Source organism: Nocardiopsis metallicus, from assembly GCF_014201115.1.
In the GTDB taxonomy this organism is placed as follows: domain Bacteria; phylum Actinomycetota; class Actinomycetes; order Streptosporangiales; family Streptosporangiaceae; genus Nocardiopsis; species Nocardiopsis metallicus.
The window spans coordinates 2,299,219-2,325,111 of sequence record NZ_JACHDO010000001.1; the positions used below are offsets into that span (position 1 = coordinate 2,299,219).

Genomic DNA, 25,893 nt, shown 5'->3' on the forward strand with positions numbered 1-25,893 from the left:
AACTGTCCTGGGCGCCGTGACTCTGCTGGTTCTGCTGGCCGGGGCGCTGCTGGTCTGCCCGTTGCTGTCGCCCACGGCCGCCCAGGCCAGCGCGCCGCGCGACGAAAGCGGTGCGCTGGAAGACTTCTACGCCCGCATGCTGGAAGAACACGAGGGCGTGTTCATCGAGGAGGAGCTCGCCGGTGTTCTCGACCGGCACGAGGTCGCCGAGGACCTGCGCGCCCAGCTGGCCGAACACGAGTACCGGAACAACGTCCTGGTGGTCGGTGACCCGCCCACGAAGTGCACCTGGACGTGTTGGCCCACGCGGTCGCCAACCACCTCCAGGCACCGGTCCTGGTCCTCTCCCCCGACAGCAACCACGTGGGGATGAGCCGCGGAAGGCTCGGCGAGATCCCCGAGGACGCCGTTCGGTACGCCTACTACACCGGCTCTCTCCCAGCGGACCCGCGCGACCAGCTCGCCCGCGTACTGCGTGCCGCCCAGTACCAGAACCTGGAGAAGCGCACGGCGGTCGCCGAGGTCGAATACGAGGTGATCACGGAGGGCCGGTACCGGGCAGATCCGCGCAACGACGCCGCCCCGGGCTTGCCCACCCAGCGCTGGCTGGCCGTGAGCTGGACGTCCACCGCGGCGATGGCCGCGGGTGCCCTGACGGCATGGGCGGCGGTGGCCCTCACCGCGGGGTTCGTGCGAAGCCGACGCGCCCGCGCGGGGAGGGCGGACTCGTGAGGGCTCCCAAGCGCACGCCGGTCATCCTGCTGGCGGCCGCCGCGATCCTGTGCTCCTCCGCCGCCCCGGCGCCGGCCGATGCCCCCGAGCGCGTCCAGGACATCGACGACCTGTCCCGGGTGGCACGGGTGGCCGAGTCCCTCGCGGACGACCCGTTGTACATCCACCCCGCCACCCCCGGGCGGCCGCACCCGGACGAACACGAGGAGCTGAGCGCCCTGGTCGCCGAGGGGCTACCCGAGGACACGCCCCTGTACGTGGTCTTCCAGCCTTCGGTGGCCTCCGACGAAACGGGGGGTCAGCCCACCCTCTTCCTGCACGCCCTCCACGAGCTGTCCGGCTCCGACGGGGTCTACGTCGCGGTCACCGACGACCACCGCGTGGCCACGGCGGCCTTCGACAGCGCCCTCACCCCGCGGATCGACATGGATCAGGCGGTTCCCTTCATACGCCTGGGACCCGAGCGCGCGGTGGAGACCCTCGTCGAACAGCTGGGGGAGTCACCGCGGGTCCACGTGGGCGCCACCGAACTCGTCCGCGATCCAGAACCCGGCCACCGCTTCACGACGGTCACGCCTCCTCGGCCGGGGGACCGATGGTGGAGCGATGCCGCCTTCGGGCTGGTGCTGGGACTGGTCACCGCGCTGATCTTCCTCTGCGTCCCGCGCGAGGCGCGCAAGACGATCGCCCGGCTGTGGGCAAGGTATGTTCCCCGACCCGTCGAATCCCTGCGCGGGAGGTTCGGCGCGCAGACCCACTCCAGCTCCAGCGGAACCGCGGCGCGGGTCCCCAACCGGCTGCGGCGGTGGCGGCTGCGTCCGCTCCTGGCGCGCGAGCTGAGAATCCTCCGGCACCGGATCGAGAGCGCCCCCTCCGACCACCCCGGGCTGGGCCCGGCGCGCGAGGCCTACGACGCGGCCGGGCTGATCGCCCTCTCCCCTGCGCTGCCGCCCAGCGCGCTGGTGTGCGCGGTCGTTCTGGCCCGGCACGGGGAGCGGGCCCTGGAACACCCCGACCAGCCCCGCCTTCGCCCCTGCCAGGTCAACCCGCTGCACGGGACGGCCACGCACCGCACCCGCCTCGCTCTGAGCGGGCGCTTCAGGGCCTGGGAGCTGTGCGACCGCTGTGAACGGCGGGAGTCGGTGATGGGCGAGATCCTCATGGTCCGTGTCGGCCCGCGGTTCACCCTCGACTTCTTCGCCCCGCGCTCCACCTACTTCCGCGACTACGACGGCGTTTGGGCCAAGCACACCTTCAGCATCAGTGAGCCCTTCGAACGGGCCCGCCGCGAGATCGGAGTCTGAGCATGACACGCACCCTGGTGGCGGCGGTGACGCTGACACTCCTCGCCCTGATGTCCTGGACCGCACCCGCCGCGGCCGGCAACGCCTGGAACGGGGAACAGTCCGAGCGGATCGTGCACGTCCTGGCCACGGGGCCGACCTATGTCAGCCCCGAACTCCGGAGCGAGTTCTCCATCAGGGAGGAGCGCGACCTGGGCATGACCCTCAAACGCCCCAGGGTCCCCGTCTTCCTGGTCATCGAGCCCTGGGAGGAGGGCATCCAGGCCAAGGCTCAGGGTCTGGCCGACCACCGGGACCAGGAGGGCTACTACCTGGTGGTGGGCACCGACATGTCCACCGTCCACGGCGCCCAGAGCGGTATGGACCCCGAGACGGTGGACGGTCTGGGCGTCGCCCGGATGGCCGCCGCGGTAGCCAACGACCACCCCGGACTGGCCCGGTCCGCCCTTTCCGAACGCCTGCGCTTCGCCATCGACCTGCTCAAGGAGGACGGGGCGACCGCCGAGGCCTACCGAGCCATGCCGGAAGCCTCCTCGGGGCCGTCAGCGGCCGCGGTCACGGTCGTGCTCTGGGGTGCGGGGATCGCCGGGGTCGTGGCTCTGACCGCACTGGTCGTGTGGGGGGTACGCCGCCGGTCGCGGCGACCGATCCGGGTCGTGCCGCTCAGTGAGGCGGTGCTCGACACCGTCGACACCACGCAGCGCGAGGTCAAGCGCGACGAGCTGACCGTGCGCCTCACCGACTGCGGGCGGCGGGTGGCGGAACAACAGGGCGGTGGCGAACGGGTTCGGGTCGCGTTGGAGGCCTATGAGGCCGCCGCCAGGGTCATGGACAGCGTCGACGACATGTCCGACCTGGTGGGGGTGAAGGTGCTGTTGGACCGGTGTGAGGCCGCCCTGGACGGGAAGGCCAGCCCCGGCCACTGCTTCTTCGACCCACGGCACGTCGAGGGCACGGCCCACGTGCGCTGGCGGGCGCCCGCCTCGTTCGCCTCGGTCAGGCTCCTGGCCTGCCGCACCTGTCGGCGTGCGATCCGTGAGCACCGGAACCCGGAGGCGGTCATGGACTCCTCCGGGCCGCGGCCGATGCCGTACTTCGCGGTGCCCGCGGAGCGGAGCGTGTGGGCGGCGACCGGGTACGGAACGCTGGCCCCGGACCTGGCCGCCCGGATCCTGCGAGGTGAGCTCCGGGGGTAGTCGGCATGGCCCGGAGCTCTCGCCGGAGAGCGTTGTTCGTCACGTAGGGCCCGCGCGCGGATCATTGCGCGGCCGGGCCCTACGGTGTGTCCGGGAGCCCCGCCGGGCCCCGGAACGCCCCACGGGGCGGCGGTTCAAGATTCACCTCCGAAACCGCTCACACCCTCGTGCGATCTCGGGGAGTGACCAAGACACCCCCATGCGCATTGGTGCGTTCCTCCAAGTGAATGCCCTGAGTTTGCGTGTGGATTCGGATCATCCGATGATTTGTGGGCTTGCTCGAACGACTCCGGAAGGCCCCACCACGATGAAGTTCCCCAAGGGCGGTTCGGACCCCGCTTCCGAGGGCACCGGCCCGCAGGACCCGGGCCCCGCCGTCGGCGAGCGCCCCGAGGACGAACGACCGCCCCTGCGGCTCATGGCCACCTACGGCATCCAGCACATCCTCGCGCTGTACGCCGGGGTCATCACCCCGCCGCTGATCATGGCCGCGGCGGTGGGCCTGGATCCGGTGGAGACCGGCCTCATCATCAGCGCGGCGCTACTGGTCAGCGGCCTGATGACGCTGCTGCAGACGCTCGGCGTGTGGCGGTTCGGCATGCGCATGCCGCTGGTCATCGGCGCCTCGTTCATCCCGATCACCGCGATGACCTCCATCAGCGAGTCCAGCGGCCTGCCCGCCGTCTTCGGCGCCTCCATCGTCGCCGGGCTCTTCGGCATCCTCATCGCGCCGGTGATGGCCGGCCTGATCCGGTTCTTCCCTCCGGTCGTCACCGGCAGCGTGATCACCGTGCTCGGTCTCGTACTGATCCCGGTCGCGGTCGGCTGGATCACCGGGAACAGCGAGACCGGCGTCCCCAGCGACACCGGGCTGCTGCTCGGCGGAGCCACGCTGGTGATCATCCTGGTGCTGTCCAAGGTCCTGCGCGGGGTCTGGGGCCGCTCCGCCATCCTCCTCGGCCTGCTGCTGGGGACCCTGCTCGCCGCCGCCCTGGGCGAGGTCGACTTCGGTGCGGTCGGCGAGGGTCCGGTCTTCTCCCTGCCCACGCCCTTCTACTTCGGTCCGCCGGAGTTCCAGATCGCCGCGATCATCACGATGTGCATCATGATGATCGTGATCCTGGCCGAGGGCATGGCCGACATCCTGGCCGTGGGCGCGGTCGTGGGCAGCAAGGTGGACGGGCGCCGTCTGGCCGACGGCCTGCGCGCCGACGCCGCCACCGCGGTCATCGGTCCGCTGCTGAACTCCTTCCCCGGGAGCACGTTCAGCCAGAACATCGGGTTGATCGCCCTGAACAAGGTGAAGAGCCGCTACGTGGTGGCGGCCGGTGCGGTCTTCCTGGTCGCCATGGGCCTGTTCCCGATTCTGGGCCGGGTCGTGGCGATGATCCCCTCCCCCGTCCTGGGCGGTGCCGGGCTGGTGCTGTTCGGCTCGGTGGCGGCCGCCGGAATCCAGACCCTGGGCAGGGTGGACTACGAGGGCAACCAGAACATCGTGATCGTCGCGGTCTCGCTCGGGTTCGGCGTCCTGTCGATCGCCTCCCCCGACTTCTTCGCTCCCTTCCCGGACTGGGCCGCGATGATCCTGCACTCGGGCGTGGTCACCGCGACCGCCTCGGCGCTGCTGCTCAACGTGTTCTTCAACGTCCTGGGCTTCGGTGGCGAGGGATCGGTACCCGCGCAGGACGAACCGGCCGACCGGAGGTAGGAGACCGCGGAGTCCCGGGGGCGCCCCTGGCCGATCACCCGGCCGGGGGCGCCCCTTTTTTGTCTGCCCAAACCGTTGAACCGCTCGGCCCCCTGTCCCGTTCCCTGGGGTGAAGAGGCCGCCCGGTTCCGCGGCGGCCGGTGGACGACCGAGGTGAGGGACACATGCGAACAGGAGCGAAGATCGCGCTGGGATCGGGCGCGGCGGTGGTGGTTCTGGCGGGGGCCGCCTTCGCCCTGGGCCCGCGCCTGTACGCGGAGCGCGCCGAACAACGGGTTCAGGACGCGCCCGTCATCGAGGGTTCGGGGGACACCGCAGACCTCGACGCGGCGGACTTCGAGGGCACGTGGACGGTGGCGGAAGGCGCCTCCTACGCCGGGTACCGCGTGGACGAGATCCTGAACGGCCAGGAGGTGACCGTGACCGGACGCACCCCCGAGGTCCAGGGCACAGTGACCGTGGCCGAAGGCTCGATCACCGCGGCCACGGTCACCGTGGACATGGCGAGTGTCACCACGGACGAGTCGGCCAGGGACGGGTACTTCCGCGACAGCGCGTTGGACGTCGGGACGTACCCGACCTCGGAGTTCGCTCTGACCGATCCGGTGGAGCTCACGCCCGGGGACGACAGTGTGGCGCTGTCCGGGGACCTCACGATCCGTGGCGTCGCCCAGCCGGTGACGCTCGAAGCGCGGGTAGGCGTCACCGACACCGGGGCCCAGGTCGCCGGAAGCATCCCCATCGCCTTCGCGGACTTCGGTGTCGATGCCCCCGACCTCGGTTTCGTGACCGTCGAGGACGAGGGCGCGGTCGAGTTCCTCCTCGACCTCGTCCGAGAACAATGACCGACGACCACCGCCTCCGAGGTCTGGGCGCCGCCCCCTCCGACGACCTGCTGCGCGCCCTGCACGCGAGGTACGCCGACCGGCTGTACCGTTTCGTGCTGCGGCTGTCCGGCGACCTCCCCCTGGCCCAGGACGTGGTCCAGGAGACCCTGCTGCGCGCCTGGCGCCACCCTGAGGTCATGGCGCGAGGCGAGGACCAGGTCCGCCCGTGGCTGTACACGGTCGCCCGCAACCTCGTCATCGACGAGATGCGCAGCGCCCGCCGGTCCCGTGAACTCACGACCGGGGATCCGCCCGAGGGCGCGCAGGCCGACGGCAGCCGGTCGGTACTGGACTCGTGGCTGGTCGCGGACGCGCTCACGGGTCTGTCCGACGAACACCGGGCCGTGGTGGTGGGTGCCTACTACCGCGGCCGGTCGGTGCGCGAACTCGCCGCGGAGCTGGGGGTACCCGCCGGAACGGTGAAATCCCGGCTGCACTACGCGCTGCGAGCCATGCGGCTGGCCCTACAGGAGAAGGGAGTCACGTCATGACCTCCGAGGACCGGTACCGCGAGTGGGACGCCGCCTATGTGCTGGGGGTGCTGGACCCGGAGGAGCGACGTGAGTTCGAGCGACACCTGGCGGTCTGCGCCGAGTGCCGGAGCGCGGTGACCGAGATGGCCGGAATGCCCGGCCTGCTGGGCACGGTCCCGTTCGACCAGGCCGTATCCATCACCGGGGAGAGCAGGGGCACTGGGCCCGAGGACACCGAACCGGGCGGACAGCACGGCGCTCCCGGTACATCGGCGCCACCGCTCTCGCGGGTCGCCGACGCGGCGCGGCGCCGCCGGTCCCGCGTTCGCGCCCTGTTCGCCACCGTGGCCGCCGGGGTCGTTCTCGTGGCCGGAGCGGGCGGATGGGCGGTGGGTCGGGCCGCCTCCCCGGCCGGTCCAGGGGGTGCCGACGCCCCGCAGGCGATCAGCGCCCCGGCCTCCGTCGAACTGCTGCCGACCGGCCAGACCGAGATCCGGGCGTCGTTGGTCATCACTCCCACGGCCTGGGGCACCCGGTTCGACTGGACCTGTGACTACCCCGTGGCCGAAGAGCACGGGAACGGGCGGGGTTGGCAGGAGGAGGACGTCTACACACTCGTGCTCATCGACGATGACGGGCAGCGGTCGGTCGCCGCGACGTGGTCGTGGACCGACAGCGAGACCTCCACCGGGTTGGGTGCCTCCTCCGCCCTGCCCTTGGAGCGGATCGACAGCGTCGAGATCGGGTTGGAGGGTGCGGACTACACGCTGGCCTCGGGTCAGGTGTGAACCGCGTTGGAGGGGGCCGCCGACACGGGTCGGCGGCCCCCTCCTCAGTAGGGAGAAAATCCAGAACCCGTGGGAACCCCCAGGGCCCGGCGAACGACTTCTCGTGGTGACCACCGTTGCGTCACCACAGCAAGGAGGGGGTTCATGGGTGTGTTCGCCCGCGCCCTGTCAGCCACCGCCGCGATCCTGGTTCCGGCGCTGGCAGCGGCCCTGGTCCCGGCACCGGCCCGGGCCCACGACGCCCTGGTCGCCTCGGCCCCCGAGGACGGCCAGAGCCTGCGGTCCGCGCCCGAGGAGGTCGTGCTCACCTTCAGCGGCGAGGTGATGGACATGTCCACGGCCGTGCTGGTCCTGGACTCCCGGGCCGAGTCCGTGCACACCACCGAACCGCTGGTGCGGGGCCATGACGTCAGCGTCGGGCTGCCCGGGGAGATCGCCGAGGGCGGCTACGCGGTGCGCTGGCGGGTGGTCTCCAGTGACGGCCACCCGATCAGCGGAACGTTCACGTTCGAGGTGGGCGAGGGCGGGCCGCCGCCTCCGCCCCTGGACGCGGTCCCCGAAGGGGACCCTGGAGAGAGCTCCCCCGCACCGGAACCGGTCGCTTCCGGGCCGGTCGCGGACCTTGTTCCGCGGACCGCTGTTCTGGCCCTGGTCGGGGCCCTGGGTGGCCTCCTCCTCTACCTCGCCGCGCTGCGCCTGCGGCGTCGACAACACACGGCTGGCAGTACCCGCACAGTCTCCACCACTACCGACAAGGACTCCCACTGATGACCACCTCCGCGCGTTCGTACCTTCTTCCGCTGCGCCTTCTTCCTCTGGCCACTGCTGCCGCCCTGGCCCTCAGCGGCTGTGCTTCGACCGGGCCCGCGGCGGACGGCGACGACACCGGGATCGAACAGGCCGCGCTCCAGGCCGACCTGGTCACCGTCACCGACCCCTGGGTCAAGGCCGCCGACGCCGACGACGGGATGACCGCCGCATTCGGCGTCCTCGGCAACGAGGGCGACCAGGACGCCGTCCTGGTCGCTGCCCGGGCCGACGGGGTCTGCGAACTGATCGAACTCCACGAGGTGGTCAGCGGCGACGACGGCAACATGCTCATGCGGGAGAAGGACGGCGGGTTCACCGTGCCCGCGGGAAGCGAGCACGAACTCTCCCCGGGTGCCGACCACATCATGTTCATGGGGCTCGACCAGGACCTGGAACCCGGCGCGGAGGTGACCGTGACCCTGGAGTTCGACGACGGCTCCACGCACGAGTTCACCGCCCCGGTGAAGGACTTCGAGGGGGCCAACGAGAGCTACCACGGGGACCACTGATGAGCACCGACGAACAGGGCCCCGGGCCCTCCCGTAGGCGCGTGCTCCTGGGCGGGGCGGCCGCCGCCGGGGCCGGTGCGGTGGCCCTGACCGGTACCGACGCCCTGGTCCGGTCGCTGCGTTCCGCATCCGGGGAAGCAGCGGAGGCGGACCCGGTGCACGGCGGACGCACCCACCCCTTCCACGGTGCGCACCAGGCGGGGATCGCGACCCCGCCCCAGGCCAACGCCCGGTTCATCGGCGTCGACCTGCGCGAGGAGGTCGACGCCGACGGGGTGCGGCGGCTGCTGTCCCTGCTCTCCGACGACGCCGCCCGGCTGACCCAGGGCAGGGCGGCGCTGGCCGACACCGAACCCGAGCTCGCCCTCGCCCCCGCCGGGCTGACCGTCACCCTGGGGTTCGGCCCCGGCCTGGTCGAACGGGTGGACCCGGACGCGGTGCCCGCGTGGCTGGGTCCACTGCCCGCCTTCGACACCGACCGGTTGGAGGACCGCTGGTCCCACGGCGACCTCCTGCTCCAGGTGTGCTGCGACGACACGCTGACGCTCTCGCACGCGGCGCGCATGCTGCTCAAGGACGTGCGGGCCTTCGGTTCCGTGCGCTGGTCCCAGGAGGGCTTCCGGCGCTCCCACGGCACGGAGCCGGCGGGGACCACCATGCGCAACCTCATGGGCCAGGTCGACGGCACCGTCAACCCGGAGGCGAACGATCCGGACTTCGATCCGCTGGTGTGGTGTGGCGCTGAAGGCCCCGGCTGGCTCCGGGGCGGCACCGCCGTGGTGCTGCGCCGGATCTCCATGGACCTGGACGGGTGGGACCGGCTGGACCGGCCGGGCCGGGAGGACTCGGTGGGGCGCCGCCTGGACAACGGCGCCCCGCTCACCGGTGCGGAGGAGCACGACGAACCTGATCTGGACGCGGTGACCCCGCTCGGCTTCCCGGTGATCGCCGAGTACGCCCACATCCGCCGCGCGCGTTCGGAGGACCCCGACGAACGGATCTTCCGCCGCGCCTACAACTACGAGTCGGTGGGCGGGGGCGCGCACGGAGATGACGCGGGGCTGCTGTTCGTCTGCTACCAGCGAGACCCGGACCGCCAGTTCGTGCCGATCCAGCGCCGCCTGGACCAGCTCGACCTGCTCAACGAGTGGATCACCCACATCGGCTCGGCGGTCTTCGCCGTTCCGCCGGGGTGCGCCGAGGGGGGGTTCGTGGGCGAGACGTTGTTCGACCGCTGAGGCCCTGGGCCCCTGACGGGAGCACGCAACCGTCGCGACGGTCCTCTCGCCTCCCTGATCGACCAACGGGTTCAGGTGTTCGGCGGCGCGCCGGATGGAACAACTCCGGCAGGGACCATCAGGTCTTCCGAACACCGACCCGAAGGGGACCCCGTTGACCTTCCGTACCGCCCCCGGTGAGAGCGGTCTGCCAGCGGAGCTCGCCGTCGACCCCGACTGGTGGCGCCAGGCCGCCGTCTACCAGATCTACCCGCGCTCGTTCGCCGACGCCGACGGCAACGGGATCGGGGACCTGCGGGGGATCACCTCGCGGGGGCCCTATCTGCGGGACCTGGGTGTGGACGCCGTCTGGCTGAGCCCGTTCTACCCCTCGGCGCTGGCCGACGGGGGCTATGACGTGGACGACTACCGTGACGTGGACCCCAGGATCGGCAGCCTGGACGACTTCGACGCCATGGCGGCGGCGCTCTCCGCCGCCGGGATCAAGCTCGTCGTGGACATCGTGCCCAACCACTCCTCGGACCGGCACGCGTGGTTCCGGGAGGCGTTGGCCGCGCCACCGGGCTCCCCCGCGCGGGACCGCTACATCTTCCGGGAGGGCGACGGGCCCGACGGTTCCCTGCCTCCGGCGGACTGGACGTCGGCCTTCGGGGGGCCTGCCTGGACGCGGGTCCCCGACGGTCAGTGGTACCTGCACACCTTCGCCAGGGAGCAACCTGATCTGAACTGGGACCATCCGCAGGTGCGCGAGGACTTCCTGCGGACGCTGCGGTTCTGGTCCGACCGCGGGGTGCACGGTTTCCGGGTCGACGTCGCCAACGGGCTCGTCAAGAATCTGCCGGAGAAGCTGCCCAGCCAGGCCGAACTGGACGCGACACCCCAGGACGGACACCATCCCCTCCTGGACCGGGACGAGGTGCACGAGGTCTACGAGGCCTGGCGCGGGGTCTTCGACGAGTACGACCCGCCGCGTTTCGGTGTCGCCGAGGCGTGGATGGCACCGGAGCGGCGGGCGCGCTACGCCAGCCCGCGTGGTCTGGGGCAGGCGTTCAACTTCGACCTGCTGGAGGCGAACTTCGACGCCGGGGAGTTCAGGGAGATCGTCACCTTCAACCTCGAGTCGGCTCGAAAGGCCGGGTCCTCCTGCACCTGGGTGCTGTCCAACCACGACGTCGTGCGCCACGCCACGCGCTACGGGCTTCCGCACTCGGTGAGGGGCGAGGGCCGGATCGGGGTCCGGTGGCTGCTGAACGGCGGGCGTGAGCCGGTACTGGACGCCGCGGCGGGGCTGCGGCGGGCACGCGCGGCCACGCTGTTCAAGCTCGCCCTGCCCGGCAGCGCCTATCTGTACCAGGGTGAGGAGCTGGGCCTGCACGAGGTGGCCGAGATCCCGGACGGGGCCCGGCAGGATCCCGCCTTCTTCCGCGGCCGCGAGGTCTCGGTGGGCCGGGACGGCTGCCGGGTGCCGATTCCGTGGACCGCGCAGGGACCGTCCTTGGGGTTCGGGCCGGGGCAGGCGCACCTGCCCCAGCCCTCGTGGTTCGCCCACTACGCGGTTTCGGTGCAGGAGGAGGACCAGGGGTCCACGCTGAACCTGTACCGAAGGGCGCTGGAGCTGCGGCGCGGTCTTCGGAGCGAGGGTTCCCTGGAGTGGGTGGAGACCGGGGCCGGGCGGGTGCTGGCGTTCCGCCGGCCGGGCGGGTGGCTGTGCGTGACCAACTTCGGTGACCTGCCGGTCGATCTGCCGGAGGGCGAGGTCCTGCTGTCGAGCGCGCCGCTGACGGGTGGGCGCCTACCCGGTGACACCACGGTGTGGCTGCGGCCCTAGGGACCGGGAAGACACACGGAGGGGTGCCCGCAGGCGCCCCTCCCCTCTCCTGTCTGAGGCCGGTCTTGTGTCACCGCGAACGAGTCCGAAGTCACGCGGGCCATGGAGGCCGCTCATGTCTCGGTCCTCCTGGAAGCGATCTCGGCGAAGGGCGACGGGCAGCAGGCGCTGCACCGCCTTGACTACCCGCGGGGTCCGCACCGCCCCGCCGTCGTAGAGACGAGGCCCGCCGGGGCCGCGTTCGGGTTCGTCCAGGAGCCCCCGGCGTTCGTAGTAGCGGAGGGTCTCCTTCAGGAACGGTGGGCGGCCTCGATCTGTTCTCGGGTCAGCGGGCCGGACGCCCCGATCCCGGCCAGGGATGGCGCAGCGGCCCTGCGCCCCAGGGCCGGGCAGCGCGTTGTGGAAACCCAGTTCGTTCACATCGCGCTGCTGGACGGGCAGGCACGTTTCCACCCACCCGGATCGCGGCACAGGGGGCTGGCCGCCGGTGAGTGGGGCGGCCCGCCGCGGCACGCGCTATTCGGACTGTTCGGAGCGGTCGCGGGTGGTCTCGCCTCTGAGGTCGGTCAGGCGGCGCAGGTGGGAGAAGGTGAGTCTGAGCCGTGCGTGGTCGGTGCGGGCGAAGGGCTGCGTGGCCGGGTTCTTCGCGGTGCCCGCGGGCCGCGCTGGTCCGGTCGCCGAACCGCTGGCGGAGGCGGGGCTCTGCTCGAAAGCCTCGGAAGCGGGTGCCATCATGTCCGGATCTCCTTGTCTACGAGGGGGCTCGGCGTCCGCCCTCAGGGGCGGGACCAGGCCTTTCAGCTGGGATACGGGCCCGTGCCCGGGGCATGACGCGGGATCCGACCACAATCTTTGGAATGCTCAGATTCGTACCTCCTGAGAGTGGATCCGCCCTACTTCACGGGGAAGTCCAGGTCGACCAGGGCGAAGCACTCCTCGAGGCAGCCGGTCACGGACAGGTCCCCACCGATCTCGGGGCCGGTGAAGAACAGTGCGGTCTGGGTGGCGGCTCCGGCGTCCAGGTCGTACTCCCCCACAGCCTCCTCGGCCCGGTACTCACGGCCGTCCGGGGCGGTGTAGGTGGCGCCGAACAGGTCGAGGTCGACGCTGTCGACCGTGGTGAACTCGGCGGTGACGACCAGGACGTCGTCGGTGACGCCCTGGTAGGCAGTGAGCAGGTGGACGTCCACGCCCTCGGAGCTGGCCGCGACCCCGCTTCCGGAGACCAGGCGTTTGCCCGGGTCCGCGCCGTTGACCAGGAAGCCGGTGATCAGGCCGTCCTCGGCGGTGAAACGGGTGAAGTCGGCGCAGGCCGGTCCTTCGGCTTCCTCCTGGCAGAGTTCGAAGCCCTCTTCGGTGGGGGTCAGTGAGGAGCCGGGGTAGGTGTGCCCGGCGCTGTCCCAGGCACTGAACACCTGGACGAAGTGGCGCAGGTAGGTGTGGGCGGTGGAGTCCTCGGCGGTCAGGCTCAGCCCTTCGCGCATCCGCTCGGGGTCGTCGGCGGCGGCGAGGGCGGCCATGTACTCGGCTGCCTCGCCGGGCACCTCCTCTTCGGCGGCGGGCTCCGGTGCTTCGGGTTCCTCGGGTGGGCCGGTCGGTTCCGGTTCCGTTGGGGGCGAGGCCGGGTCCGGGGCCGGGCTGCTGACGGGTTCCTCCGCGCCGGGGACGGGGCTCTCCTCGGCCTGGTCCTGCCGCTCGGAGGAGGTCTGCTGGTCGTCGGCGGTCGGCAGGATCTCGCCCGGCTCGGGCAGGCCGCAGGCGCTCACGAGGAACAACAGGACGGCGGCGGCGATCGCGGTCGGTTTCGACATGCCCCCACACCCCCTCGACACGACACCCAGGCTGTCGATTTTAGGGTGGAATTGGGCGGATAATCCTATTTCAGATGGTTTTGAACATTTCCTTGGGCCCCCTTGTCACCACATGACCCGCACACAGTCCGGGGCCGCTTCCGAAACCGGGGTTTCGGAAGCGGCCCGGAAGTTCCACGGCTAGTTCTGCGGGAGCAGGGTGACCGGGAAGTCCTTGAGGCTGTTGACCAGGAGCGAGGGGTTGAGCTCCAGGTCCCCGTCGTCGACCGCCAGGGTCATGTCCGGGAAGCGTTCGAAGAGCATCGGCAGGATGACGCCCGCCTCCAGTCGGGACAGGGGCGCGCCCGGGCACACGTGCGGACCGTAGCCGAAGGAGATGTGGCGGCCCTTGGTCCGCGTCGGGTCGAAGACGTGCACGTCCTCGCCGTACTGGTCCCGGTCCAGGGTCGCCGCGGCGTAGTGGGTCATGAGTGCCTCTCCCTTGCGGAGGGTCGTCCCGCCGATCTCGATGTCCTCGGTGGCGAAGCGGAACAGCATCGAGATGTTGGGCGGGTCGTAGCGCAGGGTCTCCTCGACCACCGCGTCCCAGCCGATCTCGCCCCTCTTGACCCCATCGAGCACCTCGGGGTGCTTGAGCAGGGCGCGCACCGCGCTGTTGAGCAGGTTCACGGTGGTCTCGTGCCCGGCCACGATGACGCTCAGGAGAATCCTCTGGACCTCGCCGTCGGTGAGGCGGTCACCGTCCGGCCCCTCACCGAACAGGTCGGTGGTCATGTCATCGCCCGGTGCGGCCTTCTTGGCGGCGACCACGTCGGCGAAGAAGCCCTGGAGGGCCCCGTAGGTCTCACCGAATTGCTGCGCGGTGTTGGTGGAGTCGAAGAGCGCGGTGCACAAATCGCCGAGGTAGGGGAAATGGCTCGGGTCGACCCCGTAGAGTTCGCCGACGACCCCGATCGGGATGGGGAAGGTGAACTCCGCCTTCAAGTCGAGGGGCTGGTCGGCCTTGGCCTCCAGGCGGTCGAGCGCCTCGGCGGTGAGCTCCTCGACTCTCGGGCGCAGCCGTTCCACCCGGCGCGCCGAGAACGGCTTGGCGATATGGTCGCGCAGCCTCTTGTGCGGTGCGCCGTCCAGGCCGAGCATGTCGTCGGTGCCCATGGGGATGGTCAGTAGCATCGGCCAGCCCTCCGGGATCCGCCCGGCCTGGAAGTCGGCCCAGTGTGCGGCGTCCTTGACCAGGCGGGGGTCGTTGAGGCTGGCCCGGGTGACGTCGTGGTGGGTGGTGGCCCAGGCCCTCACCCCTCCGGGCAGTTCGACCCGGGCGACGGGTCCGGCCCGGTAGAGGCGTTCGCGCTCGGCGGGCAGGTCATCGATCACGGGGTGGATGACCGTGACGTCGTCGGGGTTGTCGGCGTGCGTGACGGGGCAGGGCATCAGAGCGCTCCTGGGGGGAGGGTGGGGGTGAAGGTGACCGGTAGGGAGGCGACGCCCCGGACCCACGGGGAGGGGCGCCAGCGCAGATCCTGCGCCGGGATGGCCAGTTCGACGTCGGGGAGCCGGTCCAGCAGGACCTCGATCCCCGTGGTGGCGATGGTCTCCCCGATGTCCTGGGCCGGGTAGGGGCACCGGTGCTCGCCGTGGGAGAAGGAAAGGTGGGCCTTGTTTCCGCGTTCGCCGGTGGTACTGCCGTCCGGGCGCATCCGCGGGTCGCGGTTGCCGGCTGCCAGGCTCAGGAGCACCAGGTCGCCCTTGCGCAGGAGCTGACCGCCCAGCTCAACGTCGTGCACGGCGTACCGGCCCGCGTGGATCTGGCAGGGGCTGTCCTCCCAGAGGACCTGGGACAGCGCCTCTCCGGCACTGCTGCGGGCCCCGGTCATGGAAGCGGAGAAGCGGCTGTCGGTGAGCATCAGCCGAAGCGCGTTGCCGATCCAGTCGGCGGTGGTCTGCTGACCGGCGGCGATGATGGCCAGCAGGTCGACGACGAGCTCCTCGTCGCTGTACCCGGCCGGGTGCGCGAGCATCCGGGACACCACGTCCGCCCCGGGTTTGGCCCGGCGCTCCAGCGCCAGCCCGTGCAGAGCCGCGCTCAGGTCCGTGTAGGCCTGCTGGGAGTCGGCCCCGGCGTCGAGCATGGCGGTGATCATGGCGGTGAACTCGTCGCCCCGGTCGTCATCGTCCACACCACACGTCCAGCACAGGACCAGGGCCGGGAGCCGGTGGGCGTACATCGGTCTCAGGTCCGCCCGGCCCGAGGCGCAGAAGGAGTCGATCAGCCGGTCCGCGATCCGGGTGATCACCCGGCGCAGCTCGTAGGGTTCCACCCCGTTCAGGGCGTCGTCGACCACCCGGGCGTGCCGCCGGTGCTGCTCCCCCTCCGCCTGCTGGATGTTGGGGACCGGAAAGACCAGGGGCATGAGCGGCCAGTCCTGAGGCACCGCCTCCCAGCCGTTCCACCTCCGGGAGTCGTTGCCGAAGGTCTCCGGAGCGCTCAGTACGCGGTGGAGCTCCCGGTAGCCCAGCACCAGCCAGGCGGGGACGTCTCCGTCCAGGAACACGCGCACGACCGGGCCATGGGCCGAGCGCATGCTCTCGAAGAGTCCGGCGGGGTCGGACTGGAAGTCCGGACCGTACAGCCGGACCGGTTCGTTGGGCATCGGTGGCTTCTCCGTCAACTGGGGGCCAGGGCTTTGGACGGTCGCTCGGAGCACGCCCCGGGGCGGCCGCGGCCGGTGGATGTCTACGGGCGCAGGAGGACCGGGAACTCCTTGAGGCTGTTGACGATGAGCGCCGCCTCGTTCTCCAGTTCCCGGTCCGGGACGGCCAGTCGCAGGTCGGGGAAGCGGGCGAAGAGCTTGCGGAGCACGATGCCCGCCTCCAGGCGTGCCAGCGGAGCCCCCGGGCACATGTGCGGGCCGTAGCCGAAGCTGATGTGACGGCCCTTGGTACGGCTCGGGTCGAAGACGTGCACGTCCTCGCCGTACTCCTCGCGGTCCTTGGTGATGGCGCCGTAGTGCGTGACCAGGGCGTCGCCCTTGCTGATGGTCACCTCGCCCATGGGCACGTCCTCGGTGGCGAACCGGAAGAGGATCGCGTTGTTGGGCGGGTTGTAGCGGAGGGTCTCCTCGATCACCTGCTCCCAGGTGAGCTCGCCCGCGCGGAGCCGGGCGTGCTCCTCAGGGTGGTTGAGCAGGGCCCGGACAACGTTGTTGATGAGGTTGACCGTGGTCTCGTGCCCGGCGGCCACCACCATCAGCAGGGTCACGATGACCTCCCCCTCGGTGAGCGGCTCCTCGCCCTCCCCCGTGGACCTGAGCAGGTCGGTGGTGAAGTCGTCGTGCGCGTCCAGATCGGCCTTCTTGCGCGCGACCAGCTCGGTGAAGTACTGGTAGATCTGCGCGTAGAGGTCGAGGTGCTCCCCCGGGTCGGTGTCGACGAAGAACAACGGGGCGTACAGGTCGCCGAGCTTGTCGTACTCCTCCTCCGGCACCCCGTAGAGCTCGCCGATGACGGTGATCGGCACCCGGAAGGAGAACTCCTTCTTCAGGTCCAGGGGCTCGTGTGCGCGCTTGTCGAGGGCGTCCAGGTACTCGTCGGTGATCCGCTCGATGTGCGGGCGCAGCCGCTCCACCCGGCGGGCCGAGAAGGGGTGGGCGGTGAGTCGGCGCATCCGCCGGTGCGGGGCGCCGTCCAGGCCGAGCATGTTGATGCCGTCGAAGGTGAGCACACCCATGTACGGCCAGTCCTGGGAGACCTTCCCGTTCTGGAAGTCGGCCCATTGGTGGGGGTCCTTGACGAAGCGCGGGTCGTTGAGGGTGGCCTTGGCCGCGGCGTGGTGGGTGGTGGCCCAGGCCCGCACTCCGCCCGGCAGCTCGACCGGGGTGACCGGGCCCTGCTGATAGAGCTCCTCGCGGTGGGCCTGGAGGTCGTCCGGGTAGGGGTCGAGGAAGGGGACTTCGGCGTCGTTGGCTCCGGTCACGGGGCAGGGCATCAGAACTCTCCGAGAAGCGTCGCTGGGGAAAAGGTGACGGGCAGGCAGACGACTCCCCGCGCCCAGGGGGACGGGCGCCAGCGCAGGTCCTCCGGGGGAATCGCCAGTTCGAGGTCGGGCAACCGGTCGAGCAGGACCTCGATGCCGGTGGTCGCGATGAGTTCGGCGATGCCCTGGGCCGCGTGCGGGCAGGCGTGTTTTCCGTGGGAGAAGGACATGTGGGCGTGGTTGGCGCCCACCTGGCCGGGTCCGGCACCCCGGACCCGGGGGTCGTGGTTGGCGGCGCCGTAGGCGAGCATCACCAGGTCGCCCTTGCAGATGATTTTTCCGGCCAGTTCCAGGTCCAGGGCGGCGAAGCGGCCCGCGTTGACCTGGGACGGCGAGTCCTCCCAGAGCACCTCGGTGAGGGCGTCGCGCACACTGCTGCGGGCGCCGGACATCGAGGCGGAGAAGCGCTCGTCGGTCAGCGTCAACCGCAGCGCGTTCCCGAGCCATTCGGTGGTGGGCTGGTCACCGCCGCCCAGGATCGCGATGAGCTCGGCTGTGAGCTGTTCGTCGGTGTATCCGATCGGGTCGCTCACCAGCCGGGAGATCACGTCCGCTCCGGGTCGGGAGCGGCGTTCGGTGATCGCGGCACCGAAACGGCTGACGAGCTCGGTGTAGGCCTCGAACACCCCCGCGCCGGAGGAGTCGAAGAGTACGCTCATCGCCTTGGCAAGGACGTCGATCTCCTCGTCGTCGAAGCCGTAGAGCCAGCCCAGGACCAGGCTGGGCAGCGGGTCGGCGTACTGGGTGCGCAGTTCGGCCCGGCCGTCGCCGCAGAACGCGTCGACGAGCCGGTCCGCGAACCGGGCGGTCACTCGCCTGAGCTCGTGCGGGTCGACGGCGTCGAGCGCGTCGTTGACCGCCTTGGAGCGGCGCCGGTGGTCCTCCCCCTCGGCGAAGAGGATGTTGGGCAGCGGAGCCAGGACCGTCTGCAGCGGTGATTCCGGTGGTAGACAGTCCCAGCCGTTCCACCGCGAGGAGCTGCGCGCGAACAGCTCCGGCGAGCTGAGCACGTAGTGCAGCTCTGTGTAGCCGATCACCAGCCAGGCGGCGATGTCCCCCTCCAACAGGATCGGGACGACCGGGCCGTGCTCGGCGCGCATCCGCTCGTGGAAACCGCCGCGGTCGGTGCTGAACCGCGGATCGTGCAACCGGACCGGTTCGTTGGGCATGAGTAGCTTCTCCGTCGCCTGGGGGTCGGGTCAGGTGAGGGCCCCGCTCGTTTCGACGAGTCGGGGCCCGGTCAGCAGATGCCGGGGATGCGGGGCCCGGCGTCTCCAGGGGTGTCCGGCGACGCCTACGGGCGCAGGAGGACCGGCAGATCCTTGAGGCTGTTGACCACGATGGAGGGGTGGTTCTCCAACTCGTCGTCCGGAACGGCCAGCTTCAGGTCCGGGAAGCGCTCGAACAGCAGGGGCAGGGCGATCTGTCCCTCCATGCGGGCCAGGTGGGAGCCGGGGCACACGTGCGGGCCGTAGCCGAAGGAGATGTGGCGTCCCTTCTGACGGGTGAGGTCGAAGGTGTCCGGGTGCGGCTCCTCGCCGTGTTCGTCGCGGTCGCGGCTGATCGCGCCGTAGGAGGTCATCAGCGCCTCACCCTTGCGGATGGTCTGCCCGCCGACCTCGATGTCCTCGGTGGCGAAGCGGAAGACCATGTTGGAGGTGGGCGGGTCGAAGCGCAGGGTCTCCTCGACCACGACGTCCCAACCGACCTTGCCCTGCTTGACCAGGTCGAACTGCTCGGGGTGGGCCAGCAGGGCACGCACCGCGTTGCACAGCAGGTTGACGGTGGTCTCGTGCCCGGCGGCCACGACGACCTGGAGGGTGCCACGCACCTCGAGGTCGGTGAGGGCGTCCCCGTCCTCCCCGGCGTTGAGGAGCTCGGTGGTCAGGTCATCGCCCGGGTTGGCGCGCTTGGCCGCGATCATGTCCTCGTAGTAGCGCTCCAGGACCGCGTACGTCTCCATGAACTCCTCGGGCGAGGTGACCGCGCTGAAGAACTTCACGTACATGTCGCGCAGGTAGCCGTGTTCGGCCTCGTCCACGCCGTAGAGCTCACCGATCACGCTCATCGGCAGCTTGAAGGCGAACTCGCCCTTGAGGTCCAGGGGCTCGCCGGCCTTGGGCTCCAGGGAGTCCAGGAGGTCGTTGGTGAGGTCGTGGATACGCGGCCGCAGGCGCTCGACGCTGCGCGCGGAGAAGGCCTTGGCGGTGAGCAGGCGCAGGCGCTTGTGCTCGGCGCCGTCGGTGCCCAGGAGGTTGGTGGGGGTGGGCGGGATGGTGCTGAGCAGCGGCCAGCCCTCAGGGATGCGCCCCTGCTGGAGGTCGTCCCAGTGAGCGACGTCCTTGACCAGGCGGGGGTCGGTGAGGGTGGCGCGGGCGACCTCGTGGCGGGTGGCGGCCCAGGCGGTCACGCCGCCGGGGAGTTCGACGCGGGTGATCGGGCCGGCCGCGTACAGGGCCTCGCGTTCGGCGCGCAGGTTCTTGACGTAGGGGTCCAGAGTGACGGTTCCGCCGGAACCGTGCTCAACGGGGCAGGGCATCAGTGAACTCCTCGGGGGTCGGGATAGAGATGCGGGGTGCGGGGATGCGGGGGAGGCCGGAGGGGACGGCCACCGGTGTCCGGTCCGGTGCGCCCGGTCTGGTGATCAACGGGCTCCGTACGGCTCGGCCGGGGTGAACGTGACGGGCAGGGAGGCCACCCCGCGCACCCACGGGGAGGGGCGCCAGTGGAGTTCGGACTCGGGGATGGCCAGTTCGATGTCGGGGAGCCGGTCCACCAGGACCTCCACCCCGGTGACGGCGATGATCTCGGCGATCTCCCTGGCGGGGTAAGGGCACTGGTGGGCACCGTGTGAGAAGGAGAGGTGGGCCTGGCTGCCGTGGCCGCCCCGGGCGGCGGCGGAGCGCACGAGGGGGTCCCGGTTGGCGCCGGAGAGCCCGAGGAGCAGCAGATCTCCCTGGCGGATGAACTGTCCGCCCAGCTCCACGTCGTGCGCGGCGTAGCGTCCGGCGTGGATCTGGGTGGGGGTGTCCTCCCACAGAACCTCGTTGAGGGCCTCCTGCACACTGCTGCGGGCCCCGGCGATGGAGGCGCCGAACCGTTCGTCGGTGAACATCAGCCGCAGCGCGTTGCCCAGCCACTCGGCGGTCGGCTGGTTCCCGCCGCCCAGCAGCACGATGAGTTCGGGCACCGCCTCCTCGTCGGTGTACCCGGCCGGGTGGCCGAGCAGGCGGGAGACGACGTCGGGTCCGGGTCTGAGGCGGCGTTCGGCGACGAGCTCGGCCATGGCGGCCATCAGGGCCTGCTGGGCCGCCATGGCGTCGGGGCCGCCGTCGATCATCGTGTTCATGTTGTCGGCGAGGTGGTCGCCGCGCACGTCGTCCAATCCGTACAGCCAGCTGAGCACGAGGGCGGGGAGCCGTGCGGTGTAGGAGGTGCGCAGGTCCGTGCCGGTGGTGGCGCAGAAGGAGTCGATGAGCCGGTCGGCCATCCGCGCGGTGGTCGTGCGCAGCTCGTGGAGGTCGGTCCCGGACAGGGCGTCGCTCACCGCACCGGCGCGGCGGCGGTGGTCGGCTCCCTCGGAGTAGAGCACCGTGGGCAGCTGGATGACCATGGGCAGCATCGGCCAGTCCTGGGGGACCAGGTGCCAGGCGTTCCAGCGGCTGGAGCTGCGCGCGAACACGCCGGGGGTGTTCAGGACGTGGTGCAGTTCCCGGTAACCGATCACCAGCCACGCGGGGACGTCGCCCTCCATGGTGACCGGGACGACCGGACCGTGCTCGGCCCGCATCTTCTCGTAGAGGCTCCCTGGATCGGCTTGGAAGTCCGGGCCGTGCAGCCGGACCGGGCAACCGCTCATCGGGCGCCTTTCGTGATCAGGGAACGGACGTGGTGGACGAGCGCGATGAGGACCTGTTTGGCGGAGCCGCGCTCGCGGGCGTCGCAGCGCTGCAGCGGGATGGCCGGGTCCAGGTCGAGGGCGGCGCGCACCTCGTCCAGTGAGTGCGTGGTCTCGCCGAAGTCGTTGTGCGCCACCACGAAGGGGGTCCCCTGTGCCTCCAGGCGGTCGATGGCGTAGAAGGAGTCCTCCAGGCGGCGGGTGTCGACGAGCACGACGGCGCCCAGGGCCCCGGTGAACAGCCGGTCCCACAGGAACCAGAAGCGTTCCTGGCCCGGTGCCCCGAAGAGGTAGAGCACGGAGCTCTCGTCCAGGGTGATGCGGCCGAAGTCGAAGGCGACGGTGGTGGTGCGCTTTCCCTCGACCCCGTGGAGGTCGTCGACGCCCGCACCGGCCCGGGTCATGGTCTCCTCGGTGTTCAGCGGGCGGATCTCGCTGACCGAGCGGACCATGGTGGTCTTGCCGACCCCGAAACCGCCGACGACGGCGATCTTCAGGGCCTGTTCGGTGCTGGCGGCCAGCGGGGTGACCGGCGCGGGGGCTTGAGCGGGTTCAGAGCTTGTGGAGTGCAACGAGCACCTTCTCCAACACGTCCGGTGAGGCGAGCGGATGCGCCGGCGAGGGCGCGGGGGCCGGATGACGCGCGGTCACCCGACCGGTGTCGATGAGGTCGGTGAGCAGGATGCGCACGACCGTCACCGGCAGACGCAGGTGGGCGGCGATCTCCACCACCGCCATGGGGCTCACGCACAGGCGCAGGATGTCGGCGTGCTCGGACTGCATCCCGGGGGCGGGCGCGCTCTCCGCGACGATGAGTGTCACGGCGTCCAGGGAGTCGTCGGCTCCGCTGCTGCGGCCCGAGGTGATGACGTAGAGCCGGTCCGGGCTCTCCCTGCGGTGTGGGCTCATACCGTCTCGGACCCGGCTCGGGGCGGCGTGGTCAGGTACTCACCCATCTGCTCGACCAGTTCGTTCATGTTGTGGCCGACCAGCCCCGGCTCGGCCTCCGCGCTGGTGATGACCGCCAGGTGGGTGCCGTGACCGGCTTCGACGATGAACAGCAGACCGCCGTAGAACTCGGCCATCGCCTGGCGGACCCCGCCCCGGCCGTCCCCGAACTCCACCGACGCGCTGTGGGCCAGACTCTGCACTCCTGCCGCGATGGCCGCGAGGTGGTCGGCGCTGTCGGCGCCCAGTCCCGAGCTGTGGCACAGTTTGAGGCCGTCGCGGGAGAGCACCAGCGCGTGCCGGGTGCCCGGTGTGCGTTCCAGGAGGCCTTCGAGCAGCCAGGTCAGCGTCTTGAGGTCCATCATGTTTCCTTCGGTGAGTCGGTGGGCCCCTCGCCGCGCACCGCGGAGCGGAACGCGCCGAACCCCTTCGCCGAGGTGGGGGGACTGGTGTTCTCGGGGACGGGCCGGGTTCGCTCCGCCGCGGCCAGGGTCCGCCCCCGGCGCCGCATCGGCAGGCCGTTCTCCGACCTGGGCAGGGGTGCCGTGCCGGTGGGAGAGACAGTGTTGGCGGACGCAGCGGTGGGGGCCGGACCGTTGGGGGAGGCCGCCGGGACCGGAGCGGAGCTGTCGGGGACGGTGGTCGGCCGGGGCGCGGTGGGTGCGGGCAGCGGTTTGATGATGCGCTGCGGCAGGAGCAGGACCACAGCCGTACCGCCCCTGGAGGAGGAGCGGAAGGAGACTTCGAGACCGTAGCGGCGGGCGAGCTGACCGACGACCGACAGACCCAGGCGCGTCCCGGAGATGGTGGTGATGTCGAGACCGCTGCGCACCGCGAGGCGGGCCCGGCGCAGCGCCTCCTCGCCCATGACGAGACCGCCGTCCTCGACCATGACGGCGATCCCGGCCTGGACCTCCTCCACGTGGACGTGGACCTCGGCGGTGGGCGGGGAGAACTTGGCCGCGTTGTCGAGGATCTCGGCCAGCGCGTGGATGACGCCCTCGGCCGCGAAACCGGCGACTGCGAGGCTGGAGACGTTGTGGGTGCGCACCCGCTGGTAGGCGCCGATCCGGCTCATGGCCCCGCGCAGGATGCTCTCCATGGGGATGGCGCGGCCCCAGCGGCGGCCCGAACGGGCCCCGGTGAGGATGGCGATGCTGTCGGCGATCCGGCCGGTCTGGGCGGTGGTGTGGTCCAGCTGCATGAGGTCGCCGAGGATGTCGGATCCGGCGCTGCCGTCGCCGTAGCGCTCCTGCATCTGGCGCAGGTCGGCGAGCATGGTGGTGGTCAGCGCCTGGACCCGGCCCGCGGCGGTGGCGCAGGCGGCCATGGCGGCGGCGCGGCGGCGTTCGGCGGCGGAGATCTCCTCGGCGACGGCGCGCAGGACGGCGGCGTTGGCCGGGTCGTCCACGGAGGACATCCGGTGCAGGACGGTGTCCGCGGAGTCACCCGCGCGCAGCTGTTCGACCAGGCGGGGCAGGTGTTCCTCGGCGAAGGCCTCGGTGGCGGCCCGGGCCCCCTCGGCCCGGACCCGGTGTTCGGCGAGCAGGCGGTCCCGGCGTCCGAGGAGGAGGGCCGCGACCAGGATCAGCAGGAGGGCGACGCCTCCGGTGACCAGGACCGGCGCCAGCCCGTCGGGATAGGTGGCCCAGAGCGCCCAGCCCCAGACCGGAAGGAGCGGAACCAGAAGGAGCAGCCATCGTGAGGTGGTCGATCCCGGCGGCAGCGCTCCGCGGGGGCGGGGGGTTTCGTCAGTCATGGTGCTCCATGTCCGGCCACGTCGTCACTCCTTGTACACGCTGAAGGGCGCGCCGAACGGGCACCGGCAATCCACGTGCGAGGGCGTGTCGAATAGGCGGTCAAATTATCCTCAACCAGCCTTTTTCTTCACACAGCGAATCAACATACCATCAAGTACACCTGTCGCCCATGTCCGAACAATGAACAATCGATTCTTCGCCGAGACTGCACCGCAGGACCTCGGGGACAGGCGATCCGGCGCCGCACCGACCAAGGCCAGGAGCAGCCGCAATGGCGGTGAAGGACTTTGTCCGAATCCTCGGATTCATATCGTGAACTGCACCGACGCAGAAAAGTCGCGCAACCCGAAAATCCCCTCGAAGGCGCGAGAGGCAGCGTGGGACCGGTGTGTCGGGGGCGATGCCGGGACTTTCGGGGACGGCCCCCTAGAGTGGTGCAGGTCACAAGCACCGGGGGGCTCGGTGATGCAGGCTCTCGTGGGACAGCCGGGGTCCCGCGCCCGCCGGAGTGGTTCGACCTCAGGTCAGCGGGGAATCTTGACGTGGACCGACGCGTTACACCCCGCGAGACCGCACAAGCGCCTGGAGGCACCCACACGATGGCCGAGCGAGCACTTCGCGGCACACGGCTCGGGGCGACGAGCTACGAAAACGACCGCAACACCGACCTGGCTCCCCGGCAGGAAGTCACCTACGACTGCACCCGGGGGCACCGCTTCTCGGTCACCTTCGCGACCGAGGCCGAGATCCCCGCAGAATGGGAATGCCGATTCTGCGGCGACCGGGCGCTGCGCCGTGACGGCGGCGGCGAGGAGCCCAAGAACACCAAACCGGTGCGCACCCACTGGGACATGCTGCTGGAACGCCGAAGCATGGAGGACCTCGAGGAGGTCCTGGCCGAACGGCTGGAGCTGCTCCGCGCCCGCCGCCGCGAGGAGGCGGCGAAGGTCGAGGAGATCGCCAAGCAACGGCAGAGCGCCTGACTCAGGCACCCGGCCGACGACGGATACGGGGGCGGTGGACATGGTCCACCGCCCCCGTCGTCATGCCCGACGGACCTGGGCAAGCCCTGTTCAGTCCTGGTCACCGAAGGGGTTCTGGGTGTTGCCCACCAGTTCCTTGACCGACTCGATGACCCGGGTGGGCCGGTAGGGGAACTGCTCGGCGGTGTGGCGATCGGAGATCCCCGACAGTACGAGCAGGGTCTGCAGACCGGCCTCCAGGCCGCTGAGCACGTCGGTGTCCATCCGGTCGCCGACCATGATGGTGTTCTCCGAGTGGGCGCCGATCCGGCGCAGCGCCGAGCGCATCATGAGCGGGTTCGGCTTGCCCACGAAGTAGGGGCGGCGGCCGGTGGCCTTCTCGATCAGCGCGGCGACGGCACCGGTCGCGGGCAGCGGTCCCTCGGCGCTGGGCCCGGTCTCGTCGGGGTTGGTGGCGATGAACCGGGCACCGTTGCGCACCAGCCGGATCGCGCGGGTGATGGCCTCGAAGCTGTAGGTGCGGGTCTCCCCCAGCACCACGTAGTCCGGATTGCGCTCGGTCATCACGTAGCCCACGTTGTGCAGGGCGGTGGTCAGGCCCGACTCACCCACCACGTAGGCCGAGCCGCCGGGGCGCTGGGTCTGGAGGAACTGGGCGGTGGCCAGCGCGGAGGTCCAGATCGCCTCCTCGGGGATGTCCAGTCCCGTGTTGAGCAGCCGCGCTCGCAGGTCACGCGGGGTGTAGATGGAGTTGTTCGTCAACACCATGAACGGGGTCCCCTGCTCGCGCAGCTCCGCGATGAGCGTGTCCGCTCCGGGGATCAGGTGCTCCTCGCGTACGAGCACGCCGTCCATGTCGAAAAGGTAGTTCCACTCGTTGCTCACATGCCCCATTGTGCAGGTATTCGGGACACGGGCGCTATTCCTACCAGCCGGTAGCCGCGTGTTGCGGGGTTGACGCTGCTCACACCTGCCAGGTGCGGCCGT

26 protein-coding genes are annotated in these 25,893 nt (G+C 70.7%); 13 read left to right on the plus strand and 13 right to left on the minus strand.

Translation table 11 applies throughout. From position 1 onward, the window contains the following. The first annotated feature begins 16 nt into the window (after positions 1-16). The 12 genes from HNR07_RS09790 to HNR07_RS09845 all read left to right on the plus strand — a co-directional run bounded on the left by HNR07_RS09790 (position 17) and on the right by HNR07_RS09845 (position 11,473). Positions 17-373: a hypothetical protein gene (locus tag HNR07_RS09790; RefSeq protein ID WP_184364493.1), complete on the plus strand. Its 357-nt coding sequence runs from the start codon at positions 17-19 to the stop codon at positions 371-373. Then, positions 370-732 carry a hypothetical protein gene (locus HNR07_RS09795; protein ID WP_184364494.1) on the plus strand — a complete coding sequence of 121 codons (363 nt, stop codon included), beginning with the start codon at positions 370-372 and terminating at the stop codon, positions 730-732. Before HNR07_RS09790 ends, HNR07_RS09795 begins: the two co-directional genes overlap by 4 nt. Continuing rightward, positions 729-2,036: a hypothetical protein gene (locus HNR07_RS09800; RefSeq protein ID WP_184364495.1), complete on the plus strand. Its 1,308-nt coding sequence runs from the start codon at positions 729-731 to the stop codon at positions 2,034-2,036. The genes HNR07_RS09795 and HNR07_RS09800 overlap by 4 nt, the downstream gene beginning before the upstream one ends. Before the next feature lie 2 nt (positions 2,037-2,038). Next, positions 2,039-3,232 (plus strand): hypothetical protein, encoded by a 1,194-nt coding sequence (locus HNR07_RS09805; protein ID WP_184364496.1) that lies wholly within the window; start codon positions 2,039-2,041, stop codon positions 3,230-3,232. 307 nt (positions 3,233-3,539) lie between these two features. Further along, on the plus strand, positions 3,540-4,940 hold the full coding sequence (locus tag HNR07_RS09810; protein WP_184364497.1) for a nucleobase:cation symporter-2 family protein: 1,401 nt from the start codon (positions 3,540-3,542) through the stop codon (positions 4,938-4,940). Between the two features lie 164 nt (positions 4,941-5,104). Then, positions 5,105-5,785, plus strand: a complete 681-nt coding sequence (locus HNR07_RS09815; RefSeq protein ID WP_184364498.1) for a YceI family protein — start codon at positions 5,105-5,107, stop codon at positions 5,783-5,785. Then, on the plus strand, positions 5,782-6,318 hold the full coding sequence (locus HNR07_RS09820; protein WP_184364500.1) for a sigma-70 family RNA polymerase sigma factor: 537 nt from the start codon (positions 5,782-5,784) through the stop codon (positions 6,316-6,318). The genes HNR07_RS09815 and HNR07_RS09820 overlap by 4 nt, the downstream gene beginning before the upstream one ends. Then, the gene (locus HNR07_RS09825; RefSeq protein ID WP_184364501.1) at positions 6,315-7,088 is read left to right on the plus strand and encodes an anti-sigma factor family protein; all 774 of its coding nucleotides are present in this window, start codon (positions 6,315-6,317) and stop codon (positions 7,086-7,088) included. Before HNR07_RS09820 ends, HNR07_RS09825 begins: the two co-directional genes overlap by 4 nt. A 144-nt stretch (positions 7,089-7,232) precedes the next feature. Continuing rightward, positions 7,233-7,856 (plus strand): copper resistance CopC family protein, encoded by a 624-nt coding sequence (locus HNR07_RS09830; protein ID WP_184364502.1) that lies wholly within the window; start codon positions 7,233-7,235, stop codon positions 7,854-7,856. Beyond that, positions 7,856-8,407, plus strand: coding sequence for a copper chaperone PCu(A)C (locus HNR07_RS09835; RefSeq protein WP_184364504.1), 552 nt, complete (start codon positions 7,856-7,858; stop codon positions 8,405-8,407). Before HNR07_RS09830 ends, HNR07_RS09835 begins: the two co-directional genes overlap by 1 nt. Then, entirely contained in the window at positions 8,407-9,645 is a 1,239-nt protein-coding gene (locus HNR07_RS09840) for a Dyp-type peroxidase (protein ID WP_184364505.1), read from the plus strand. The genes HNR07_RS09835 and HNR07_RS09840 overlap by 1 nt, the downstream gene beginning before the upstream one ends. Before the next feature lie 154 nt (positions 9,646-9,799). Beyond that, positions 9,800-11,473, plus strand: a complete 1,674-nt coding sequence (locus tag HNR07_RS09845; RefSeq protein ID WP_184364506.1) for a glycoside hydrolase family 13 protein — start codon at positions 9,800-9,802, stop codon at positions 11,471-11,473. Between the two features lie 516 nt (positions 11,474-11,989). On the opposite strand, the gene HNR07_RS09850 is transcribed toward HNR07_RS09845, so the two are convergent. From HNR07_RS09850 to HNR07_RS09905, 12 genes are all read right to left on the minus strand, one after another. Continuing rightward, a complete protein-coding gene (locus HNR07_RS09850; RefSeq protein WP_184364507.1) occupies positions 11,990-12,208 on the minus strand; it encodes a hypothetical protein in 219 nt (72 codons plus the stop codon). Positions 12,209-12,366: 158 nt separating this feature from the next. After that, positions 12,367-13,284: a hypothetical protein gene (locus HNR07_RS09855; protein ID WP_221318767.1), complete on the minus strand. Its 918-nt coding sequence runs from the start codon at positions 13,282-13,284 to the stop codon at positions 12,367-12,369. A 180-nt stretch (positions 13,285-13,464) separates the two neighbouring features. After that, positions 13,465-14,715 (minus strand): cytochrome P450 family protein, encoded by a 1,251-nt coding sequence (locus HNR07_RS09860; RefSeq protein ID WP_184364508.1) that lies wholly within the window; start codon positions 14,713-14,715, stop codon positions 13,465-13,467. Next, complete coding sequence (locus tag HNR07_RS09865) at positions 14,715-15,935, minus strand: cytochrome P450 (RefSeq protein WP_184364510.1); 1,221 nt, start codon at positions 15,933-15,935, stop codon at positions 14,715-14,717. Before HNR07_RS09865 ends, HNR07_RS09860 begins: the two co-directional genes overlap by 1 nt. A gap of 83 nt (positions 15,936-16,018) precedes the next feature. Beyond that, positions 16,019-17,269, minus strand: coding sequence for a cytochrome P450 family protein (locus HNR07_RS09870; protein ID WP_184364511.1), 1,251 nt, complete (start codon positions 17,267-17,269; stop codon positions 16,019-16,021). Beyond that, entirely contained in the window at positions 17,269-18,486 is a 1,218-nt protein-coding gene (locus HNR07_RS09875) for a cytochrome P450 (protein WP_184364512.1), read from the minus strand. Before HNR07_RS09875 ends, HNR07_RS09870 begins: the two co-directional genes overlap by 1 nt. A 125-nt stretch (positions 18,487-18,611) precedes the next feature. Next, entirely contained in the window at positions 18,612-19,856 is a 1,245-nt protein-coding gene (locus tag HNR07_RS09880) for a cytochrome P450 family protein (protein WP_184364513.1), read from the minus strand. A 105-nt stretch (positions 19,857-19,961) separates the two neighbouring features. Continuing rightward, positions 19,962-21,176, minus strand: coding sequence for a cytochrome P450 (locus HNR07_RS09885; RefSeq protein WP_184364514.1), 1,215 nt, complete (start codon positions 21,174-21,176; stop codon positions 19,962-19,964). Further along, complete coding sequence (locus HNR07_RS09890) at positions 21,173-21,787, minus strand: GTP-binding protein (RefSeq protein WP_184364515.1); 615 nt, start codon at positions 21,785-21,787, stop codon at positions 21,173-21,175. The genes HNR07_RS09885 and HNR07_RS09890 overlap by 4 nt, the downstream gene beginning before the upstream one ends. Continuing rightward, entirely contained in the window at positions 21,768-22,124 is a 357-nt protein-coding gene (locus HNR07_RS09895; RefSeq protein WP_017581210.1) for a DUF742 domain-containing protein, read from the minus strand. Before HNR07_RS09895 ends, HNR07_RS09890 begins: the two co-directional genes overlap by 20 nt. Then, on the minus strand, positions 22,121-22,525 hold the full coding sequence (locus HNR07_RS09900) for a roadblock/LC7 domain-containing protein (protein ID WP_184364517.1): 405 nt from the start codon (positions 22,523-22,525) through the stop codon (positions 22,121-22,123). The genes HNR07_RS09895 and HNR07_RS09900 overlap by 4 nt, the downstream gene beginning before the upstream one ends. After that, the gene (locus HNR07_RS09905) at positions 22,525-23,922 is read right to left on the minus strand and encodes an ATP-binding protein (protein WP_184364518.1); all 1,398 of its coding nucleotides are present in this window, start codon (positions 23,920-23,922) and stop codon (positions 22,525-22,527) included. Before HNR07_RS09905 ends, HNR07_RS09900 begins: the two co-directional genes overlap by 1 nt. Before the next feature lie 600 nt (positions 23,923-24,522). Between HNR07_RS09905 and HNR07_RS09910 the strand changes: the two genes are divergently transcribed. After that, positions 24,523-24,906 carry an RNA polymerase-binding protein RbpA gene (locus HNR07_RS09910; RefSeq protein ID WP_017535724.1) on the plus strand — a complete coding sequence of 128 codons (384 nt, stop codon included), beginning with the start codon at positions 24,523-24,525 and terminating at the stop codon, positions 24,904-24,906. A gap of 90 nt (positions 24,907-24,996) precedes the next feature. On the opposite strand, the gene HNR07_RS09915 is transcribed toward HNR07_RS09910, so the two are convergent. Beyond that, positions 24,997-25,800 (minus strand): HAD-IIA family hydrolase, encoded by an 804-nt coding sequence (locus HNR07_RS09915; protein ID WP_184364519.1) that lies wholly within the window; start codon positions 25,798-25,800, stop codon positions 24,997-24,999. Between the last annotated feature and the right edge of the window lie 93 nt (positions 25,801-25,893).

Coding starts and splice junctions, on each gene's coding strand:
- HNR07_RS09795 (WP_184364494.1), top strand. CDS start 370: ATGAGCCGCGGAAGGCTCGGCGAGATCCCCGAGGACGCCGTTCGGTAC.
- HNR07_RS09805 (WP_184364496.1), top strand. CDS start 2,039: ATGACACGCACCCTGGTGGCGGCGGTGACGCTGACACTCCTCGCCCTG.
- HNR07_RS09810 (WP_184364497.1), top strand. CDS start 3,540: ATGAAGTTCCCCAAGGGCGGTTCGGACCCCGCTTCCGAGGGCACCGGC.
- HNR07_RS09815 (WP_184364498.1), top strand. CDS start 5,105: ATGCGAACAGGAGCGAAGATCGCGCTGGGATCGGGCGCGGCGGTGGTG.
- HNR07_RS09820 (WP_184364500.1), top strand. CDS start 5,782: ATGACCGACGACCACCGCCTCCGAGGTCTGGGCGCCGCCCCCTCCGAC.
- HNR07_RS09825 (WP_184364501.1), top strand. CDS start 6,315: ATGACCTCCGAGGACCGGTACCGCGAGTGGGACGCCGCCTATGTGCTG.
- HNR07_RS09830 (WP_184364502.1), top strand. CDS start 7,233: ATGGGTGTGTTCGCCCGCGCCCTGTCAGCCACCGCCGCGATCCTGGTT.
- HNR07_RS09835 (WP_184364504.1), top strand. CDS start 7,856: ATGACCACCTCCGCGCGTTCGTACCTTCTTCCGCTGCGCCTTCTTCCT.
- HNR07_RS09840 (WP_184364505.1), top strand. CDS start 8,407: ATGAGCACCGACGAACAGGGCCCCGGGCCCTCCCGTAGGCGCGTGCTC.
- HNR07_RS09850 (WP_184364507.1), bottom strand. CDS start 12,208: ATGATGGCACCCGCTTCCGAGGCTTTCGAGCAGAGCCCCGCCTCCGCC.
- HNR07_RS09855 (WP_221318767.1), bottom strand. CDS start 13,284: ATGTCGAAACCGACCGCGATCGCCGCCGCCGTCCTGTTGTTCCTCGTG.
- HNR07_RS09860 (WP_184364508.1), bottom strand. CDS start 14,715: ATGCCCTGCCCCGTCACGCACGCCGACAACCCCGACGACGTCACGGTC.
- HNR07_RS09865 (WP_184364510.1), bottom strand. CDS start 15,935: ATGCCCAACGAACCGGTCCGGCTGTACGGTCCGGACTTCCAGTCCGAC.
- HNR07_RS09870 (WP_184364511.1), bottom strand. CDS start 17,269: ATGCCCTGCCCCGTGACCGGAGCCAACGACGCCGAAGTCCCCTTCCTC.
- HNR07_RS09875 (WP_184364512.1), bottom strand. CDS start 18,486: ATGCCCAACGAACCGGTCCGGTTGCACGATCCGCGGTTCAGCACCGAC.
- HNR07_RS09880 (WP_184364513.1), bottom strand. CDS start 19,856: ATGCCCTGCCCCGTTGAGCACGGTTCCGGCGGAACCGTCACTCTGGAC.
- HNR07_RS09885 (WP_184364514.1), bottom strand. CDS start 21,176: ATGAGCGGTTGCCCGGTCCGGCTGCACGGCCCGGACTTCCAAGCCGAT.
- HNR07_RS09895 (WP_017581210.1), bottom strand. CDS start 22,124: ATGAGCCCACACCGCAGGGAGAGCCCGGACCGGCTCTACGTCATCACC.
- HNR07_RS09900 (WP_184364517.1), bottom strand. CDS start 22,525: ATGGACCTCAAGACGCTGACCTGGCTGCTCGAAGGCCTCCTGGAACGC.
- HNR07_RS09905 (WP_184364518.1), bottom strand. CDS start 23,922: ATGACTGACGAAACCCCCCGCCCCCGCGGAGCGCTGCCGCCGGGATCG.
- HNR07_RS09910 (WP_017535724.1), top strand. CDS start 24,523: ATGGCCGAGCGAGCACTTCGCGGCACACGGCTCGGGGCGACGAGCTAC.
- HNR07_RS09915 (WP_184364519.1), bottom strand. CDS start 25,800: ATGGGGCATGTGAGCAACGAGTGGAACTACCTTTTCGACATGGACGGC.